This window comes from Spirillospora sp. NPDC052269, assembly GCF_040679435.1.
Lineage (GTDB): Bacteria > Actinomycetota > Actinomycetes > Streptosporangiales > Streptosporangiaceae > Spirillospora.
The window spans coordinates 1-19,925 of record NZ_JBFAUU010000016.1; the positions used below are offsets into that span (position 1 = coordinate 1).

Here is a 19,925-nt window from a genome sequence, read left to right on the forward strand (position 1 = left end):
CCTCGCATGTGGATTGGTCGGCGGGTGCGGTCGAGTTGGTCACCGAGACTGCCGCGTGGCCTGAGACCGGCCGGCCGCGCCGCGCGGCCGTGTCCGCCTTCGGTGTGAGCGGCACCAACGCCCACGTCATCCTCGAACAGGCTCCCGCCGAACCCGACACCGAGAGCACTCCCGACGACCACGTCGAGGGCCCCGTGCTGTGGCCGCTGTCGGCGGTTGACGAGGGCGCGCTCCGGGAGCAGGCCGCCCGACTGGCCTCCTTCGCGGCCGGGTCACAGGAGTCCCCGGCCGACGTCGGCTGGTCGCTGGCCACGGCCCGCACCGCGCACACGCACCGCGCGGTCGTGGTGGGAGCCGATCGTGATCAGCTCGCGGCGGGCCTGTCGGCGCTCGCACAGGGGACCTCGTCCACCGCCGTCGTGGCAGGCCGGGCCGTCGAGGGCAACGTGGTGTTCGTCTTCCCCGGCCAGGGCAGCCAATGGGTCGGGATGGGCCGCGAACTGCTGCGGACGTCGCCGGTGTTCGCCGCGTCGATGCGGCGCTGCGCCGACGCGTTCGCCGAGTACTTCGACTGGGACCTGCTGGAGATCCTCGACGACGCCGACGCACTGGAGCGGGACGATGCGATCCAGCCCGCGCTGTTCTCGGTCATGGTGTCGCTGGCAGAGCTGTGGCGCCACCACGGTGTCGTGCCGGCGGCCGTGGTCGGCCAGTCGCAGGGCGAGATGGCGGCGGCCCACGTGGCGGGCGCGCTGAGCCTGGACGACGCGGTCCGGGTCGTCGCGCTGCGCAGCCAGATCATCCGGGCGACGCTGGCCGGACGCGGCGGGCTGGTGTCGGTGCCCAGGTCCGCCGACGAGACCACGGCGCTGATCGCCTCGTGGAAGGGCCGGCTGTCCATCGCCGCCTACAACGGACCGCACACGACCACGGTGGCGGGTGATCTGCCCGAGCTGGAGGAGTTCCTGGCCGAGTGCGAACGGACCGGCGTGCGGGCGCGGCGCATTCCGATCGCCTACGCCTCGCACAGCCCCCACGTCGAGCAGGTGCGCGAACGCCTGCTGGAGGTGCTGGCCGGACTGCGGCCGACGCAGGCGACCACCGCCTTCTACTCCAGCGTGACCGGCGGGTTCCTCGAGCAGACCGAACTGGACGCCGAATACTGGTACGAGAACGCCCGCAGGCCCATCGACTTCGTCGGAGCCATGGCGGCGCTGCTGGAGGACGGCCACCGGGTGTTCGTCGAGTGCAGCCCGCACCCGGTGCTGACCGCGACCTTGCAGGACATCGTCGAGGAGGCGGGCGCGGACGCCGCCGTGATCGAGTCGCTGCGCCGCGGCGATGGAGGCATCGACCGGTTCCGCCGGTCGATGGCCGCCGCCCACACCGGCGGCGTGCCGGTGGACTGGGCGGCGGTGCACGGCTCCGGCCGCCGCGTGATCGACCTGCCGACCTACGTCTTCCGGCGGACGCGGTTCTGGGTGGACGACCGGCCGGAAACGGCCGCCGTCGACGCGGCGGGTCTGGGGCTGGAGACGTTCGACCACGCCCTCCTGGCCGCGGGCACGGCCCTGCCGGACGGCGAGGGACACCTGTTCACCGCCCGGTTGTCGACGGCCACGCATCCCTGGCTGGTCGACCACAAGGTGCGCGGCGTCGCCGTCCTGCCGGGGACCGCGCTCGTCGAGCTCGCGGTACAGGCCGCTGATCGCTCGGGATGCGCGCGAGTGGCGGAGCTGACGATGCTCGCGCCGCTCACCCTGCCCGCCGGATACGGGGTGCGGCTCCAGGTACGGGTCTCGGCCCCCGACGGGGCGGGGGCGCGGACGGTCACGGTGCACTCGGTCACCGACGCCGCGCCCCCCGACGCGGAATGGACCCTGCACGCGACCGGAACGTTGACGCCCGAGCCGGGACCGGAGCCGGTCAGCCTGCTCCAGTGGCCGCCTGCCGCGCCGGAGGTCGACATCACCGGCCTCTACCAGCAGTTCGCCGCCGCCGAGGTGGATCACGGTCCTGCCTTCCGCGGGCTGCGCCGAGTGTGGCGTACTGGCGAGGTGACCTTCGCCGAGGCGGAGCTTCCGGAGGGGACCGGACCCGAAGGGTTTGTCCTGCACCCGGCACTCTTCGACGCCGCCCTGCATGCTGCGATGGCCGGAGCCGAGGGTGAGGAGCCGCGGCTGCCGTTCGCCTGGTCCGACGTGATCCTGCACGCCGCGCACGCCTCCCGGGTCCGCGTGCGGCTGACGCGCGCGGAGTCGGGGATGACGACGGTCGATCTCTGCGACGCCGACGGCGTGCCCGTCGCAACGGCGTCGGTCGTGGTCCGTCCGCTGGCCGAGGCCGCGCCGGAGACCGGCCGGGCCGCCGGTGCCCTGCCCTATCGGCAACTGTGGAAGTCGGTTCCGACACCGTCCCCCGTCCCGGTCGTCTTCGTGGACGATCCGGCCGAGCTTCCGGCCGCCGAAGCGTTGCCGCCGGTGGTCGCCGTCCGGCTCACCCGGTCGTCGGATGCGTCGGACGCGGCGGCCCGCGAGCACACCCACCGCGTGCTGAAGCTGATCCAGGCGTGGACGGCCGACCCGAGGTCCGCCGCCGCGTGCCTGGTGTTCGTCACCGCAGGCGCGGTGGGCGAGGATGCGTCCGACCCGGCGCAGGCGGCGGTGTGGGGCCTGGTCCGGTCTGCCCAGGCCGAGCATCCGAACGCGTTCGTGCTGGTCGACGTCGCCCACCCCGACGACGGCTCCCTGGTGGGTGCCGCCGTGGCGACCGGCGAGCCGCAGGTGGCGGTCCGCGCGGGAGCGCTGCAGGCGCTGCGGCTGGTCCCGACCGTGGGGCCGCTGGGGGAAGTCCGTCCGATCGCGGATCCAGAGGGAACGGTACTGGTCACCGGTGCGACCGGAGGGCTGGGGCGGGTGCTGGCCGGGCATCTGGTCGCCGAGCACGGTGTCCGGCACCTGACCTTGGTGTCGCGCCGCGGCGCCGACGCGCCGGGCGCGCGGAAGCTGGTGGCCGAGCTGGAGGAACGGGGCGCGGCCGTCGCGCTGGTCTCCTGCGACGTCTCCGACCGGACCGCCCTGGCCGGGTTGCTGCGCGGACTCGACCGTCCGCTGCACGCCGTCGTGCACGCGGCCGCCGTGTTGGACGACGGCGTCGTCACAGCGCTCACCCCGAACCGACTGGACACCGTCCTGGCGGCCAAGGCGGACGCGGCGCTCCACTTGGACGAACTGACCCGAGAAGCCGACCTGCGGGCGTTCGTGCTGTTCTCCTCGCTCGCGGGCGTGCTCGGCGGACCAGGCCAGGGCAATTACGCGGCGGCCAACGCCTTCCTGGACACCCTGGCCACGACGCGCCGCGCCGCCGGACTGCCCGCGACCTCGCTGGCGTGGGGCATGTGGGAGCAGGAGGGCGGCATGGCCGGGCAGGTGGGCGCGGCCGACCTCAGGCGGGTCGCGCGCGACGGACTGCTGCCCCTCACCGACGAGCAGGGGCTCGCGCTGTTCGACGCGGCGCTGCGCCTCGACCACGCCGTGCAGGTCCCGGTGCGCCTTGACGTGCGGACCGTGGCGGCCACGCCGGGCGGGCCGCGGCCGATCCTGCGTGAACTGGCGGCGGGTCCGGCACGGCCCGTGGCGGCGGGAGGCCCGGTTTCCGCAGGTGGCGCGGACCTCGCCGCGCGCTTGGCGGAGCTGCCGCCCGCACGACGCGACCAAGCGCTCGCCGACCTCGTCCATGCCGAGATCGCGACGGTCCTCGGACACGGTGACCCCGCCCTGCTGGACCTGGCCCGGCCCTTCAAGGACCTTGGCTTCGACTCGTTGACGGCCGTTGAACTGCGCAACCGGCTGACCGCCGCGACGGGACTGCGGCTGCCCACGACCCTGGCTTTCGATCACCCCGACGCCGCCGCGCTGCTGGAGTTCCTGCGCACTGAGCTGTTCGGCGGCACTCACGAGCCGCCCACGGCGGCTTCCCCTTCGGTCGCCCTGCTCGGGGAGTTGGATCGGTTCGGCCACGCCCTGGCGAAGGCCGAACTGTCCGAGGCGGACCGCTCGGCCGTCGCCGCCCGGCTGCGGACGCTGCTGGACGGCTGGCAGGGCGCCGCTGACAGGCCGCGAGCCCACGACGACCTCGGGACGGCCACCGACGACGAGATGTTCGCGCTGATCGACTCGACGTTCGGCACCGAATAGGGCGGGGCCTGATCCGCCCGCCGCCCACCCGAATCCACTGAGAGGAACCAGGCAAGCTGTGCGCGTCATCTTCACCACCTTCGCCCAGTCCGCCCACTTTCTCGGCCAGGTCCCGCTGGCCTGGGCCTTCCGTGCGGCCGGACACGAGGTGCGGGTCGTCAGCCAGCCCGCGCTGACCGAAGCCATCGTGGCGGCCGGGCTGACCGCCGTGCCGGTCGGCGAGGACCACACCTGGCTGGAGGCCGTGGCGGGGGAGGACGGCGACGGCACCGGGGGTGGCTGGAACGCGGCCGTGGACTTCGACCCGGTCCACCCACGTGTGCACACCTGGGGCTTCCTCCAGGCGGCGAGTGAGCAGATGACCGAGCGGTTCTTCGCACCCGCCAACAACGCATCGATGGTCGACGGACTGGTGGAGTTCGCCCGCCAGTGGCGGCCCGACCTGGTGATCTGGGAACCGTTCACCCCCGCGGGGGCCGTCGCGGCCGAGGCCGTCGGCGCTGCGCACGCGCGGCTGCTGTGGGGAGCGGACCTGCTGGTCGACCAGCGTGAGGCCTTCCTGGAGGCGCTGGCCGGACGGCCGCCCGCCCAGCGCGCCGACCCCCTGGCCGCCTGGCTCGGCGGCGCGCTCGACCGGCACGGGCTGGTGTTCTCCGAACGGATGCTGCGCGGCCACTGGACGATCGACCAGATGCCCGCCGGGATCCGATTGCCGACCCCCGAACGCATCGTGCCGATGCGGTACGTCCCCTACAACGGCACCGCCGTGGTGCCCGACTGGCTGCGGGAGCCGCCGTCGGCCCCGCGCGTTTGCCTCACCCTGGGCATCACCGGGCGGGACGCCGAGTTCCTGGGGGTGCCGCTGCGCACGCTGCTGGACGCGGTCGCCGATCTCGACGTCGAGATCGTCGCCACCCTCAGCGCCGCGCAGCGGGAGGGGATCGGAGACCTGCCCGCCAATGTGCGTGCCGTCGACTTCGTGCCGTTGCACGCGCTGCTGCCGACCTGCTCGGCGATCGCGCACCACGCGGGGGCCGGGACCTGGGCGACCGCGGCCGCCGCCGGCGTGCCCCAGCTGATGTTCCCGTCGGCGTGGGACGACTTCTACCGCGCCCGGCGGACCGCCGAGCTCGGGGCCGGGCTGGTCGTGCCGTACACCGAACTGACCTCCGACGGGCTCCGCGAGGGGCTGCGGCGGCTGCTGGACGAGCCGGCCCATGCCGATGGCGCCGACCGGCTGCGCCGCGAGTTGCTCGCCGCCCCCGCTCCCGCCGATGTCGTCCCCCTTCTGGAGAAGCTCACCCTCGACCACCGGCAGTGACCACGTGGCCGGTGACCGCCGGCCACCGCGCAGGACCCCGACACCCCCCCACGAAACCCCAAGAGAAAGAGGACGCTGTGGACCCCCTCGCCGAAGCCGCGCTCACCGGAGCCTCTCCGGAGACCCTCACGAACCTTCCCGTGCCCGAGCGGTACATGGCCGCCCACCTCAGCGAGTCCGACACCGGAATGTTCACCGGCGTCGAGGACAAGGACGTGCGCAAGTCCATCCGGGTCGGGGAGGTGCCGATGCCCGAGCTCGCACCCGACGAGGCGCTGGTCGCGGTGATGGCCAGCTCCATCAACTACAACACCGTCTGGGCGGCCACGTTCGAGCCGCTTCCCACGTTCGGCTTCATCCGGCGCTACGGTCGGCAGGGCGGGTTCGCGGCGCGGCACGACCGGCCGTTCCACGTGATCGGCTCCGACGCGACCGGGGTGGTGGTGCGCACCGGTGCTGGCCTCAGCCGCTGGAAGGTCGGTGACCACGTCGTCATCTCGCCGTTGCAGACCGACGACCACGAGCCCGCCACCCACGCCGACAGTGTGCTCAGCCAGGGCCAGCGTGCCTGGGGCTACGAGACCAACTACGGTGGCCTGGCGACCTACACGGTGGTCAAGGGCAGCCAGCTGCTGGCCAAGCCCGCCCACCTCACCTGGGAGGAGGCGGGCAGCACCCAGCTGTGCGCCTCCACCTCCTACCGCATGCTCATCAGCGATGCGGGCGCCCGTATCAAGCTCGGCGACGTCGTGCTCATCTGGGGGGCGACCGGTGGCCTCGGGGCGTTCGCCGCGCAGCTCGTGCGCAATGCCGGGGGCATCGCGGTGGGCGTGGTCGGCTCCGAGGCCAAGGAGCAGGTGGCCCGCGACCTGGGCTGCGAGGTCGTGATCAACCGGGAGCAGATCGGGATGTCGGGGATCCCCACCCCCGACCAGGTCATCGAGCAGGGCAAACGCCTTGGAAAGATCATCCGCCGGGAGGTCGGAGAGGACCCGCACGTCGCGTTCGACTACGTGGGACAGGCCACCTTCGGGATCTCCGCCTTCGTCATCCGGCGCGGTGGCGCGGTCGTCACCTGCGGCTCCAGCACGGGCTACATGCACCAGTACGACAACCGCTATCTGTGGATGAACTCCAAGCGGATTCTGGGCTGCCACGCCGCCAACCTCCAGGAGCACGCCGAATGCGTCCGGCTGCTGGAGCGCGGACGCCTCGATCCGGTCGTTTCGCAGGTGTTCCCCCTTACCGAGGTCGGCGAGGCCACCCGCCACGTCCAGCAGAACCGGCACGTCGGCAAGGTCGGTGTGCTGTGCCTGGCGCCTGAGGAGGGGCTGGGCGTCACCGACCCCGCGCGCCGCGCGGAACTCGGCCTCGATCGGCCGAGCCCGCTGCGGGTGCTGGCGTCGAGCGAGAGCCGGACGTGACGACCGTATGAAGGCGCTCGTTCTCGCCGGAGGGTCCGGGTCGCGGCTGCGGCCCATCACCCACACCTCCGCCAAGCAGCTCGTTCCGGTCGCCAACAAGCCCGTCATGTTCTACGGGCTGGAGGCGATCCGGGACGCGGGCATCCGCGACGTCGGCATCGTCGTCGGCGCGACCGCCGCCGAGGTCCAGCACGCCGTCGGCGACGGTTCGCGGTTCGGCCTGGAGGTGACCTACCTCCAGCAGGACGCGCCGCGCGGCCTGGCGCACGCGGTGCTGATCGCCCGGGAGTACCTCGGCGACGACGACTTCCTGATGTACCTGGGTGACAACTTCGTCGTCGGGGGGATCCGCGACCTGGTGGAGCGATTCCACGCTGAACGGCCCGACGCCCAGATCATGCTGACCCATGTCGCCGACCCGCGCGCGTTCGGGGTCGCGGAACTGGACGCGGCGGGCCGGGTGGTGGGTCTGGAGGAGAAGCCGGAACATCCCCGCAGCGACCTCGCGCTGGTCGGGGTCTACCTGTTCACCCCGGCCGTGCACGAGATCGTCGCCGGGCTGAAACCGTCCTGGCGGGATGAACTGGAGATCACCGACGCCATCCGGGGTCTGCTGGAGCAGGGCCGCACGGTGTCCCCGACGGTGATCACCGGCTACTGGAAGGACACCGGCAACGTCTCGGACATGCTGGAGGCCAACCGGCTGGTCCTGGACGGACTGCGGCCCGCCATCGAGGGCGACGTGGACGATGACAGTGAGCTGGTCGGGCGCGTCGTGGTGGAGCACGGCGCGTCCGTCGTCCGCTCGCGCATCCTCGGTCCGGTGATCGTCGGTGCGGGCACCCTTGTCCGCGACTCCTACCTGGGGCCTTTCACTTCCGTCGACCGCGACTGCACCGTACTGGACAGCGAGATCGAGTACTCGATCCTGCTTTCGGGCACGCGGGTGGAGGGCGTCGGCCGGATCGAGGGCTCGCTGATCGGCCGGGAGGTGCGGGTCACCGCCGCGCCGCGCGCCCCCCATGCGCACCGCCTCGTGCTCGGCGACCACAGCACCGTGCAGATCAACAGTTCGAGGAGCGGAAGATGACACGCGTGCTGGTGACCGGCGGGGCGGGGTTCATCGGATCGCACTACGTGCGATCGCTGGTCGCCGATCCCGAGTTCAGGTCCGGGCTCGGGCCCCGCGGCGAGGTCACGGTGCTGGACGCGCTGACCTACGCGGGGAACCTGGACAACCTGGAACCCGTCTCGGGGGCACATACGTTCGTGCACGGGGACATTTGCGACGCCGAGCTGCTGGCCGAGCTGGTCCCCGGCCACGACGTGGTGGTCAACCTCGCGGCCGAGTCACACGTCGACCGGTCGATCGCCAGCCCGGGAGAGTTCGTCCGCACCAATGTGCTGGGCGTCCAGACGCTGCTCCAGGCGTGCCTGGAGGCCGGCGTGCCGCGCGTCGTGCACGTCTCCACCGACGAGGTGTACGGGAGCATCGGGGCCGGCTCGTGGGACGAGTCGGCCCCGCTGGCCCCCAACTCGCCGTACTCGGCGGCCAAGGCGGGCGGTGACATGATCGCCCGGGCGTATGCCCGCACCCACGGCCTGCCGGTGTCGATCACCCGGTGCGGCAACAACTACGGCCCCTACCAGTTCCCCGAGAAGGTCATCCCGCTGTTCGTCACGAACCTGCTGGACGGCCTGCCGGTGCCGCTGTACGGCGACGGCGGCAACGTCCGCGACTGGATCCACGTCGCCGACCACTGCCGTGGCATACAGACCGTTGTGGAGCATGGCCTGCCCGGCGAGGTCTACCACATCGCCGGAACAGCCGAGCTGACCAACCTGGAGCTGACGCGGCGCCTGCTGACGGAGCTGGGCGCCGACTGGTCGATGGTCGAGCGCGTCCCTGACCGCCCCGGTCACGACCGCCGCTACTCGTTGGCGGACGGCAGGCTGCGGGCCCTCGGGTACACGCCGTCCGTCTCGTTCGCCGACGGGCTGACCGACACCGTCCAGTGGTACGAACGCAATCGCGGCTGGTGGGAGCCCCTGAAGAAGGGCCCCCATCAGCCGCGGTGAGGTGAGGCGCCGCCGGTCGCTCAGACCACGCGCACGTCCGGGACGTACAGGATCCACTTGCCGCCGGCCGTCCGGAACGCCTGCTCGTTCGCCATGATCTCGTCGGCGTGGTTCCAGGCGAACAGCAGGGCGTAGTCCGGGTGGTCTGCGGCGAAGTCCTCGGGGCCGCGCACAGGGATGTGCGAGCCGGGCGTCAGCCGCCCCTGCTTGGCGGGGGTGGTGTCGGACACGAACTCGATCAGATCCGGGCCGAGCCCCGCGAAGTTGGCGACCGTCGCGCTCTTGGCGGTCGCGCCATAGGCCACCACCCGGCTACCCTCGGCGCGCAGTCGCTCCAGCAGGGCGCGCAGGTCGTCGCGGTTGCGCTGGACCGCCGCCCAGAACCTCTCCAGCGTCGCGGGCTCGGCCAGCCCGCGCTCCCGCTCCTCGGCGAGCAGCTCGGCCACCGCCGCCGCCGGCTCGCGCTCGCCCGCGCGGGCCAGCCAGTAGCGCACCTCCCCGCCATGCACCTCCAGCCGTTCGACGTCGACCAGCTCGAAACCGAAGCGCCGCGCCATCTCCTGCACCGAGCGGGCGGTGAAGAAGTAGAAGTGCTCGTCGTAGATCTGGTCGAACGAGGCGCGCTCGACGATCTCCCCCAGGTAGGGATCCTCGAAGACGAAGACGCCGCCGGGCTTCAGCAGCACGTCCGCCCCGCGCAGAATGGAGTCCAGGTAGGGGATGTGGCAGATGGTGTTGGCCGCGTAGATGACATCGGCCGGGCCTTCCTCCGCCGCGACCTCCCGCGCCGTCGACTCCTCGAAGAACGCGGTGCGGACCCGGATGCCCTTGGCCCGTGCCAGGTCGGCGACGCCGCCGGAGGGCTCGACGCCCAGATGCCGCACGCCCGCTTCCCGGACGGCGCCGAGCATCGCGCCGTCGTTGCAGCCGACCTCCACGATGAACGGTTCCGGCCCGGTCAGCTCGTCGTCCAGGAAACGCCGGGCGGTCTGCTCGAAGTGCTTGCGCATGACCGCCGACAGGGACGACTGATAGGGGTAGTCCTGATGGAACATCCGGTCCCGGGGGACCTCCTCGGTCAGCTGCACCATGGTGCACTCGGCGCACATCCCCACGGCCAGCCGGTAGAAGAACTCCCCCTCCTTCTGCTCGGGGGTGATGAAGGCGTCGGACAGGGGCTGTCGCCCGAAGTCGAAGTATTCGCGGACGGGACCGCCGCAGATCCGGCACTCGACCATGGTTTTCAGGGTCCTTCCTGTACTACGGACGGGTCAGGAGACTGCGCGTGCAGGCGACCAGTGTCCGGGCCTGGACGTTGAGGTAGTGGCTGTGCCGGAGTAGCTCGCTGAGCTGGTAGAGGGTCATCCAGCGGAACTGCCCGGGGTCTCGAACCGCTTCGAGGGGATCGTCGTCCGCCTCGGCCTCGACGACGAGGTAGCGGTTGCGCGCATGGTGGAAGCGCCCGCCCTCCTCCGACAGCACGGTGTCGAAGAGGATCCGGGACGGGGCGGCGTCCAGGACCTGGTCGAGCAGGTCCGGGTGCGCGCTGGGAGGCAGGTGCTCGAGGTTGGCCGGGGTGGTCTGGACGGTCGGGGCGAGCTCGGCTTCGTCCACGTAACCGGGTTCGTGGTGGATCCGCACCAGAGCGTGGAGCACCCCGGCGACGCGCCGCACGACGAAGGCGATGACGCCCTCGGCGCGCGGTTCGAGCATGGGCTGGGACCAGTGCGCGACCTCGCGGCCCTCAGCCTCCACACCCACGCCGATGATGTCGAAGAACGCCCCCCGCTCGTGGGTGATCCGGCCGTCGGCGAACCGCCAGTCCGGCAGGGAGTCCAGAGGGCGCGACCGGGCCCGCAGCGTGCTCATGGATCGCGCCGAGGTGATCCAGCTGAGGATCTCGCCGTTGCTGTGCAACGCCGCGTCCGGTCTGCAGGACCGCAGCAGGGCGGCGTGGAGGCCGTCCCCGTCGATGGCTCCGCAGGGCACCCCGCCGGCGAACGGCAGGCACGACAGCACGGTCCGGGCATCCATGTTGACCAGGTCGTCTACCGCGAGCAGCCGGTGGATCTGGGGAAGCGAGAACCACCGGAAGCCGTCGGCGACCGGGACGTCCTCGGTCACCTCCACCACCATGTTGCGATTGCGTTTGCAGAGGAACCAGGACCCCTGCTCGGACTGGCGGATGTCGGAGATGACGCGGTGTGGAGAGGTGTCCTGGAAGTAGCCCAGGTAGGGAACGGGCCGCCCCTGGTGGACTCGTGTGTAGTTGCTGCGCGTCGCCTGGACCGTGGGGGACAGTTGCAGGCCGCCGGCGTTGCCCGGCTCGGCCTTGGCCTGGAGGAGGAAGCGCGGGACACCGTCGAAACGGCGCATCAGGACGCCGAGGATGCCCACCTCCGGCTGGTTGATGATCGGCTGGTTCCAGTGCGGGACGGGCCCGTCGGGCCGGAGGACCTCCAGGCCTTCGACCGAGAAGAACCGGCCGCTGCGGTGCCGGATGTCGCCGCCGTCCGGCGCGCGGTACCACCCCTCCATGGCGTCCAGCGGGATGCGTTCGACCCGCATCTGCGAGCGGGTGCCATAGTCGTCCAGCCAAGCGCGCACGTCGGCGATGTCCGCGGCCCCGGATCCGGCGGCCAGGGCCGCGCCGACGAACGACGGCAGGCCCAGGTCGTGGGCGGAGGCCAGTGGGGGCGCGAAGTTGTTCATGGTGTGATCGGTCCCATCTGCTGTTCCTGCGGGTCAGCCGACCGCGAGAGCGCGGCAGAGCCGGTAGTCGGGAAGCAGCCCGCGCGCTTGCGCCTCGGCCAGGGAGAGGGCCGCACGGTCTCGTTCGGACAGCATGGGCTCGACGCCGTCCGGAATCGGCAATCCCAGGTCGGGGTCCAGCACCGACAGGGCCAGTTCGTTCTCCGGAACGTAGCTCTCGGAGAGCAGATAGGACATGACGGTGTCGTCGCTCAACGCGACGAAGGCATGGCCGACGCCTACCGGGAAGTAGACCGAGCGGAAGTCTCGCCCGTCCAGGTGGATGGCGTCCCACCTACCGAAGGTCGGAGACCCGGTTCTCAGATCGACCACGATGTCCAGGGCCTCGCCCTGGACGCAGCACACGTACTTGGCGCAGCCGGGCGGCGTGGCGGTGAAGTGCACACCCCGCACCACGTTCCGGCGCGACCTGCTGAAGCTGGTCTGGGCCACCGGGAACAGAGGCGCACCATGTGCCGCCGCGAACGCGGGTTCCTGGAACGGCGAGACGAACGTTCCCCGTTCGTCGGGGAAGACGCGCGGGGTGAACTCCAGCGCCCCTTCCACGGCGAGTTCGCGCACGTCCATGTCAGCCGTTCGCCAGGGCCTTGAGGACGGCGGAGATCACACGGTCCTGGAGTTCGACCGGCAGCGAGGGGTACATGGGGAGCGAGAAGATCTCCCGGGCCAGCGACTCGGTCGCCGGCAGGTCGCCTTCTCCGTACCCCAGGTGCGCGAAACCCGACATGGTGTGCACCGGCCACGGGTAGCTGATGTTGAGGTGGATGTCCTCGGCCTTGAGCGCATCGAGGATCGCGTCGCGCCGGGGGTGCCGCACTACGTACACGTAGTAGACGTGCTCGTTGCCGGACGCGGTCGCGGGCAGCACCAGGTCGGTGTCGCCCAGTGCCTCCTCGTATCGCCGCGCAACCGCGCGGCGCCCCTCGACGTAGGTGTCCAATCGGGTCAGCTTGCGGCGCAGGATCTCCGCTTGGATCTCGTCCAGGCGGCTGTTGTGACCCGGCGTCTCCACGACGTAGTACTGCTCGGCCATGCCGTAGTAGCGCAGCCGCCGCAGCCGCTCGTTCACCTCGCCCGAGGGCGTCACGATCGCGCCCGCGTCACCGTAGGCGCCCAGCACCTTGGTCGGGTAGAAGGAGAAGGCGGCCGCTTCGCCGAACGTTCCGGCCAGGGCGCCGTCCTGACGCGCGCCGTGCGCCTGGGCGCAGTCCTCGAGTATCGGCAGCCCGTGCCGGTCGGCGATCTCCCGGAGCGCGGCCATGTCGACGCACTGTCCGTACAGGTGGACCGGGAGCAGACACCGGGTCCGCTTGGTGATCGCCGCCTCGACGAGGTCGACGTCCATCAGGTAGTCCTCGGCGCGCACGTCGACGAAAACCGGCTTGGCACCCACCGCGTCGATCGCGACAACGGTCGGCGCGGCCGTGTTGGACACCGTGACGACCTCGTCGCCCGGGCCCACACCGAGCGCCTGGAGGGCGAGCTTGACGGCGTTGGTGCCGTTGTCGACGCCTACACAGTGCGGGAGGCCATGGTAGGCGGCGAATTCCTCTTCGAAGCCCGCCACGCTCGGGCCGAGGACGAGTCGGCCGGAGCGGAACACCGTGTCCACCGCGTCGAGCAGGTCCTCACGTTCAGCCTCGTATTCCGGCAGGTAGTCCCAGACGTACGTCGGCATCGATGGTCTCCTCAAGGTCGGTGCGGTTCGTTCAGCAACGCCAGGACCGTCCGGTCCAGGGCCGTGCGAAAACTCACGCGGGGCCGCCAGCCGGTGGCCGCGCGGAAGGCGGAGTCGTCGATGGACACGCTGTCGGAGTCGCCGGATGTGGCATGGCCGGGACGGGCGACCGGAACGACCGGGACGGGCGGCTCGCCGGTGTGTCTGGCCACGGCCTCGGCGATCGCGGCGAAGACGTCGCCGAGCGGCCGGTCGTGCCCGGAACTGATGAGCCAATGCCGTCCGGCCAGTGTGTCCACCCGATCAAGCGCGGCAGTGAAGGCCGCCGCGACGTCGGGCAGGTACAGCAGGTCCCGCGTGACGGCGCCCACGTCCCAAAGTGGGAGGGGCTCACCCCGCAGCGCCAGTCGGGCCATGGTCGCCACGACGCCGCGGTCGGCGACCGGACCGTGCCCGAAGACGGTGGGGAGCCGGATACTGACGCCGCGCGCCACGCCCTCGCGGGTGGCGTCCCGCAGCAGCGTCTCGGCGGCGAGCTTCTGCCGGTCGTAGGCCAGCACTGGACGGTCCGGCTCGGAGCCGTCGATCCGGGAGCCCGAGCGCGGCCCCACCTGCCCGGCGCTTCCCGCGTACAGCACGGTCGGTGGGGGCTGTTCCGCCGTCGTGGCGCGCAAGATCTCGACCAGGTTGCGCATGACGCCGACATTGACCCGCTCGGCCGCGGGGTCGCTCTCGGCCGAGCGCCAACCGCCCTCGTCCATGAGCAGGTAGATGATCACATCGGCGCCATCGACGGCCCGGGTCAGCGCGCAGCAGTCGGTCAGGTCGGCTGTGATCGGCTCGAACACGGCGGGCAGGGCGAGTGGCCGGGCGGTCGGACGGCGCGCGACGGCGCGGAGCAGCACAGGGTGCTCTGCCAGCGCGCGCAGCACCGCGGAGCCGATGAACCCGGAAGCGCCGAGCACGGCGACCACGGGCCGGCCGTCGGCGGCCGCCGCAGAACCTGATCTTTGGAACACGTCTCATCTCCCGTGCGGCTCTCCTGCGTCCAAATGATTCACAACTCGGCCCGCGCGCAACAGGAAGAAGGGGTGGCAGAAGGGAGCGGCTCCGGCGGGGACGCTTCGCGTCGTGGATCAGCGGCGCGACCTACGCGCGGTCGATCTCCAGCGCAACGCGGCAGCAGAGGCGGCCGCCGACCATGTCCCAGAATTCGACGCGATCGCCCTTGCCGGTCTGCTGGCAGCGTTGTCGCAACCAGGCGTGGCGGTGGAACCTTGACCACGTGGTGGACCCGCACGACAACACCATCACGTACTACTACGCGAAGGAGACCAACAACTACACCCGCTACCTGCAGACCAGCGGCGGCACCAAGTACGTCTCCGGCGGCTACCTGAGCCGGGTCGACTACGGCTCGCGCAAGGGGTCCAGCTACTCCAAGAACGCCACTGCCCGTGTCCGCTTCGGCGTCGAGAACCGTAGTGACCTGCCTGACGACCGGATCTGCGCGGACGGTGACGCCTGCGGGATTGGTGGCGCCGGTGAGTCGCTCGATCGTGGCGCCGTCGTCGTTGCGAGGCCGCCAGGTCTTGGCGGTGCGCCGCTTCGAGTGCCGCCCCGGACGGCGAGCAGAACACGAGGTCGTTGCACTGCCACAACCCCCCGCCTTGAGCTTCTGCGTGGCCTGACGAACATGGTGAGCCTTGAGCGCCTCGGCGGCCTGCGTCGGAAGCTCAAGCGTGCGCCGGGACTTCTCCGTCTTGGTATCCCCGTGCTTATGGACCGTTCGCCACGAGCGCGAGGGGCAGGGGCACGACCGCGACGTCCGCTGACCGACTGCGACACCGTCGCGTCGGGCGGAGCTATGGGCAGTTCAAGAGTGCGCATGGTGGTGACTGGGCGTCGCGGACGCTTCCGATCCGCACCCTGAAGGTGTCGGTCGACTGTGACAACGCTGCCAGCAACGAGCCCAACCTGGTCGCCGGGGACATGATCTCCGACACCAAGATGCTCTACGACAGCAAGGCCTACGGCGCCTACCCCACCACTGGCGACCTCACCAGCGCCGAGAAGGTCACCGGTGTTTCAGGCGGCCGTTCGACCATGGCCACCGACGTGACCAGCACCTACGACAACTACGGCCGAGTCCTTACCACCACCCAGGTCGGCGACACCGCCACGACAGCCGACGACCGCACCACCACGACCACCTACACCGACGCCACTGAAGGCTGGCTGAAGTCCAGCACCCTGACCAGCCCCCCGATCAGCGTCGGCGGCGCCCCAGCCGCGGGATTCACCACCACCACCGAGTACAACCCCGCCTTCGGCCTGGCGTCCAAGGTCACCGACACCAACGGACGCATCGGCGAAGGCGAGTACGACGGCCTCGGACGACTCGTGCGCGCCTGGCTGCCCAACAACACGCGCAAGGCCAACCCCGACCGCCCGTCCACCACCTACTCCTACGCCCTGCCGAGCAACGGCGACCCGGTCTCGATCACCACCAAGACTCTCAGCAACACCAGCCCGGTCACCTACGAGACCTCCGTTGACCTCCTCGACGGGCAACTCCGGCCCCGCCAGTCGCAGAACGAATCAGCCGACGGCGGCCGGATGGTCAACGACACCAAGTACGACAGCCGCGGCCTCGCCTGGAAGGCCAACGCGGGATACGCCCTCACCGGGGCTCCGTCCGCGGTCCTGACGACCCTGGACGACACCCAGATCCCCAGCCAGGCCTACAGCACCTACGACGGGGCCCAGCGAGTCCTCACCAGCACCCTCTACAGCCTCGGCACCAAGAAGTGGACCACCACCAACCGGTACGACGGCGAACGCACCACCGTCATCCCGCCCTCAGGCGCCATGCCGTCCGCAACGGTGACCGACGCCCTGGGCCGCACTGTCGAGTCGCGCCAGTACAAGACCAGCGACCTGAACGGCGCCTACGCCGCGACCACCGTCACCTACGACGGCGCCGGACGCCCATCCGAGCAACGCGACCCCGCAGGCAACGTCCGCAAGATCACCTACGACGTCCAGGGCCGTCCGGTCACCAGCACTGACCCTGACAAGGGCACCTCGAGCGTCACATACGACCCGCTCGACCAGGTCGCCACGACCAAGGACGCACGCGGCACCACGCTGACCTACGGCTACGACAAGCTCGGCCGGCCCTTGGACGTCAAGAACGGCACCACGCTCCTGACCTCTAGGACCTACGACACCGTCCCCTACGCCAAGGGCCTCCCTGCCACCGCGACCCGATACGTCGGCACCGACGCCTACGTCACCGCCGTCACCGGCTATGACGGGTTGTACAAAGCCACGGGATCCACCATCACGATCCCCGCCTCCCAGGGGGCCTTGGCGGGGACCTACACGACCAAGCAGACCTACCGGTTCAACGGGTCACCCGCAGTCACGTCCTATCCGGCGGTCGGCGGCACCACCGGGCTACCTGACGAAGACGTCGCCACCGAGTACACCCCCGAGGGTCTGCCCGAATGGACGCACGGCCTGACCACCTATGTCGCCGACACCGTCTACGACGGTGCTGGCGACATCACCCAACTGGCCATGGCGTCGGTATCGGACAAGTTCCTCTGGCAGACCTTCGACCGGGACAAGGCCACAGGAAACCTGACGCGCACCACCGTCAAGCGCCAAAGCTCAACGGCAGCGTTCGACGTCGAGACCAAGTACGACTACACCGACTCCGGGTCGATCAGGTCCATCCTGACCAACGCCGTCGACAAGGCGGCGGACCGCCAATGCTTCACCTACGACTACGCCCAACGACTGACCGATGCGTGGTCGACCACCGGCACCGACTGCAACGCCGCCCCGACCGCCACCACCATCGGCGGCCCGGCACCGTACTGGACCAGCTACCAGTACGACGCCGCTGGCAACTACGGCGACAAGGTCGGTAACCGCACCAAGGAAGTCCAGCACGCCTTCACCGGCGGCCCGGCCGCCGACAAGACCCGCACTTACAACTACCCGGCCGCGCTCGGCGGCAGCGGTACCAACAGCCCGCATGCCCTGAAGTCGCTCACCGAGACGCAGGGCAGCACCAACCGCACCGACCTCTACACCTACGACGAGGCCGGCAACACCCTCACCCGCCCAGGCCAGAAGCTCGTCTGGGACGCCGAGGGCAACCTGTCCAAGACCACCGATGATGCCGGCAAGGAACTCGCCAGCTACATCTACGATGCCGCCGGCAACCGCCTCATCCGCAAGGACGCAACCGGCAAGACCCTCTACCTCGCCAACCAGGAACTGAAGGTCTCGGCCAGCGGTGTCACCAGCGCAGTCCGCTACTACAGCCACGCTGGCCAGAACGTCGCCTACCGCACCGGCACCTCCAGCTCCACCATCCAGTTCCTCACCCCCGACTACCAAGGCACCGCCGACACCACCGTCAACGCCGTCGACCAGAACAACTGGAGCCTCCGCCGGTTCGCGCCCTTCGGCACCGAACGCACCAGCTCCTTCACTGCCTGGCCATCATCGATGGACCGCGGCTTCGTAGGCGGCAACAAGGACGCCGCAACCGGCCTGACCCACCTGGGCGCCCGCGACTACGACCCCGCCACCGGACGCTTTGTCAGCGCCGACCCCATCACCGGCGGCGGCGACCCCTTCACCGCCAACGGCTACGTCTACGCAGGCAACAACCCCATCGACGGCTCCGACCCCACCGGTCTCAACCGCATCGCAGATGGAAGCGGCCCAACCGCAGGCAACACCGGGAACCAGGACCGCTACGACCTTGGCCAACAACACCGCAACACCTTCACCCCCCACGGCTCCAGTAACCCCCTACCCCCACCGCCGCCTCCCAGCGGATGCGTGGTCGGCTGCGGAGGCGACTACAGCCCACCCGCTAAGAAACCCTGCGGACGGACCTGCAAGTTCAACAAGGCCAGCAACTGGGTCGACAAGCACAAAGCCACCATCGTCGCAACAGCTGCCAGCATTGCCGTGGGCGCCGCATGCGTGGGCGCGAGTGCTGCCACCGCAGGCGTAACAGCCGTCGGCTGCGCAGCACTCGGAGGCTACGTCTACGGCGTCGTCAACTACGCGATGAGCACACCGATCGATCAACAAAGCCTCATCGGCGGTGGCGTTGCTGGACAAGGTCGCCATCGACAACCTGATGTGTCCATGGCGTGGGTGGACGCCGACCTCAAGAAGGCCGTTGTCGCTCACGGCGCCGGCCTGGGCATCGGGGTGGCGGTCGTGCACCGTGATCCGGGCGGCCGCGGGTCCGCGCCGTTGTGATGCGCCCCGAACGTTCTGGACAGCTCATTTGCGGTTAGATCACGCCGTGAGCTGCAGTTCTAGCTAGTGAGCTGGTCCGGAGATTCTTGAGCAGTAGCGGCAGATGCGGTCGGTGATCTGGTCGGCGGTGGCGGTCCAGGTGAAGGGCCGAGCGTGGGTGTTCCAGGTTTTGATCCAGGTTTCGAGTGCGGTGGTCAGTTCGGCCAGGGAGCAGAAGACGCCGCGTTGGAGGCATCGGCGTTGGAGTTCGGCGAACCAGCGTTCGACCTGGTTGATCCAGGAGGAGTAGGTGGGGGTGAAGTGCAGGGTGAACCGGGGGTGGGCCAGCAGCCGGTGCTGGATGACCGGGGCCTTGTGCGCGGAGAGGTTGTCGCAGATCACGTGAACGGTCAGGGCGGGGTCGGTGTGCTGGTCGATCTGGTCCAGGAAGTCACGGAAGTCGACCGCGCGATGCCGGGTGGACAGTTTCCCGATGACTTGGCCGGTTGCGGTGTTGAGGGCGGCGAACAGGTCGATCGTGCCGTTGCGCCGGTAGTCGTGGCTGCGGCGTTCGGGGATGCCGGGCAGCATGGGGAGCACCGGCGCGGTCCGTTCCAGGGCCTGGATCTGGGGTTTCTCATCCACCGAGAACACCACCGCGTTCGCCGGCGGAGCCAGGTAGAGCCCGACTACGTCCCGGATCTTGTCGATCAGCAACGGGTCCGGGGAGATCTTGAAGTCCTCGGTGCGCCAGGGCTGCAGCCCGAACACCTTCCAGATCCGCTGCACGCTGGACGGTGAGATCCCCACCTGCCTGGCCAGTTCCCGCTTGAACCAGTGAGTGGCGCCCTCGGGCGTCTCCTCCAACGTCCGGACTACGACCTCCTCCACCTGCGCGTCGGTGATGGAGCGAGGAACCCCCGGCCGGGGCTCGTCACTCAAACCGTCCAGTCGGTGGGCCAGGAATCGTGCCCTCCACCGGGACACGGTGTTCCTGGCCACTCCCAACCTGGCCGCGACCGCCAGGTTGCTCCGGCCCTCAGCGCACTCCAGCACGATCCGCGCCCGCATCGCCAGGCCCTGAGCGGTCGAACGCCGCTTCGCCCAGCCCTCCAACACCAACCGCTCGTCCTGCGACAACACCAGCGGCACCAGCCGATTGTCGGCCACAACCACCA

General features: G+C 70.3%; 14 protein-coding genes. 8 read left to right on the plus strand and 6 right to left on the minus strand.

All coding sequences use genetic code 11. From position 1 onward, the window contains the following. Window positions 1-8: 8 nt before the first annotated feature. From AB0L06_RS30600 to rfbB, 5 genes are all read left to right on the plus strand, one after another. Window positions 9-4,196: an SDR family NAD(P)-dependent oxidoreductase gene (locus tag AB0L06_RS30600; RefSeq protein WP_500234808.1), complete on the plus strand. Its 4,188-nt coding sequence runs from the start codon at window positions 9-11 to the stop codon at window positions 4,194-4,196. A gap of 58 nt (window positions 4,197-4,254) precedes the next feature. Continuing rightward, window positions 4,255-5,517, plus strand: a complete 1,263-nt coding sequence (locus AB0L06_RS30605) for an activator-dependent family glycosyltransferase (protein WP_500234595.1) — start codon at window positions 4,255-4,257, stop codon at window positions 5,515-5,517. Window positions 5,518-5,594: 77 nt separating this feature from the next. After that, complete coding sequence (gene ccrA / locus AB0L06_RS30610; RefSeq protein ID WP_500234596.1) at window positions 5,595-6,941, plus strand: crotonyl-CoA carboxylase/reductase; 1,347 nt, start codon at window positions 5,595-5,597, stop codon at window positions 6,939-6,941. Between the two features lie 7 nt (window positions 6,942-6,948). Beyond that, window positions 6,949-8,031 carry a glucose-1-phosphate thymidylyltransferase gene (locus AB0L06_RS30615; protein ID WP_500234597.1) on the plus strand — a complete coding sequence of 361 codons (1,083 nt, stop codon included), beginning with the start codon at window positions 6,949-6,951 and terminating at the stop codon, window positions 8,029-8,031. Then, window positions 8,028-9,020 (plus strand): dTDP-glucose 4,6-dehydratase, encoded by a 993-nt coding sequence (gene rfbB, locus AB0L06_RS30620; RefSeq protein ID WP_500234598.1) that lies wholly within the window; start codon window positions 8,028-8,030, stop codon window positions 9,018-9,020. Before AB0L06_RS30615 ends, rfbB begins: the two co-directional genes overlap by 4 nt. A gap of 20 nt (window positions 9,021-9,040) precedes the next feature. On the opposite strand, the gene AB0L06_RS30625 is transcribed toward rfbB, so the two are convergent. Genes AB0L06_RS30625 through AB0L06_RS30645 form a run of 5 tightly spaced genes read right to left on the minus strand, consistent with a single transcriptional unit; the run spans window position 9,041 to window position 14,489 of the window. Next, the gene (locus tag AB0L06_RS30625) at window positions 9,041-10,258 is read right to left on the minus strand and encodes a methyltransferase domain-containing protein (protein ID WP_500234599.1); all 1,218 of its coding nucleotides are present in this window, start codon (window positions 10,256-10,258) and stop codon (window positions 9,041-9,043) included. Window positions 10,259-10,280: 22 nt separating this feature from the next. Then, window positions 10,281-11,732, minus strand: a complete 1,452-nt coding sequence (locus tag AB0L06_RS30630) for an NDP-hexose 2,3-dehydratase family protein (RefSeq protein WP_500234600.1) — start codon at window positions 11,730-11,732, stop codon at window positions 10,281-10,283. Between the two features lie 33 nt (window positions 11,733-11,765). Next, complete coding sequence (locus AB0L06_RS30635; protein ID WP_500234601.1) at window positions 11,766-12,359, minus strand: dTDP-4-dehydrorhamnose 3,5-epimerase family protein; 594 nt, start codon at window positions 12,357-12,359, stop codon at window positions 11,766-11,768. A 1-nt stretch (window position 12,360) separates the two neighbouring features. Then, window positions 12,361-13,470, minus strand: a complete 1,110-nt coding sequence (locus AB0L06_RS30640; protein ID WP_500234602.1) for a DegT/DnrJ/EryC1/StrS family aminotransferase — start codon at window positions 13,468-13,470, stop codon at window positions 12,361-12,363. 11 nt (window positions 13,471-13,481) lie between these two features. After that, entirely contained in the window at window positions 13,482-14,489 is a 1,008-nt protein-coding gene (locus AB0L06_RS30645; protein WP_500234603.1) for an NAD-dependent epimerase/dehydratase family protein, read from the minus strand. Window positions 14,490-14,601: 112 nt separating this feature from the next. On the opposite strand from AB0L06_RS30645, the gene AB0L06_RS30650 reads away from it, so the two are divergent. The 3 genes from AB0L06_RS30650 to AB0L06_RS30660 are packed head-to-tail and all read left to right on the plus strand — an operon-like array spanning window position 14,602 to window position 18,768. Further along, complete coding sequence (locus tag AB0L06_RS30650; protein WP_500234604.1) at window positions 14,602-14,751, plus strand: hypothetical protein; 150 nt, start codon at window positions 14,602-14,604, stop codon at window positions 14,749-14,751. A gap of 4 nt (window positions 14,752-14,755) precedes the next feature. After that, window positions 14,756-15,403 carry a hypothetical protein gene (locus tag AB0L06_RS30655; protein ID WP_500234605.1) on the plus strand — a complete coding sequence of 216 codons (648 nt, stop codon included), beginning with the start codon at window positions 14,756-14,758 and terminating at the stop codon, window positions 15,401-15,403. 2 nt (window positions 15,404-15,405) lie between these two features. Next, entirely contained in the window at window positions 15,406-18,768 is a 3,363-nt protein-coding gene (locus AB0L06_RS30660) for an RHS repeat-associated core domain-containing protein (RefSeq protein WP_500234606.1), read from the plus strand. Between the two features lie 63 nt (window positions 18,769-18,831). Here AB0L06_RS30660 and AB0L06_RS30665 read toward each other — a convergent pair whose 3' ends face one another. Continuing rightward, a complete protein-coding gene (locus tag AB0L06_RS30665) occupies window positions 18,832-19,917 on the minus strand; it encodes an IS630 family transposase (RefSeq protein ID WP_500234607.1) in 1,086 nt (361 codons plus the stop codon). Between the last annotated feature and the right edge of the window lie 8 nt (window positions 19,918-19,925).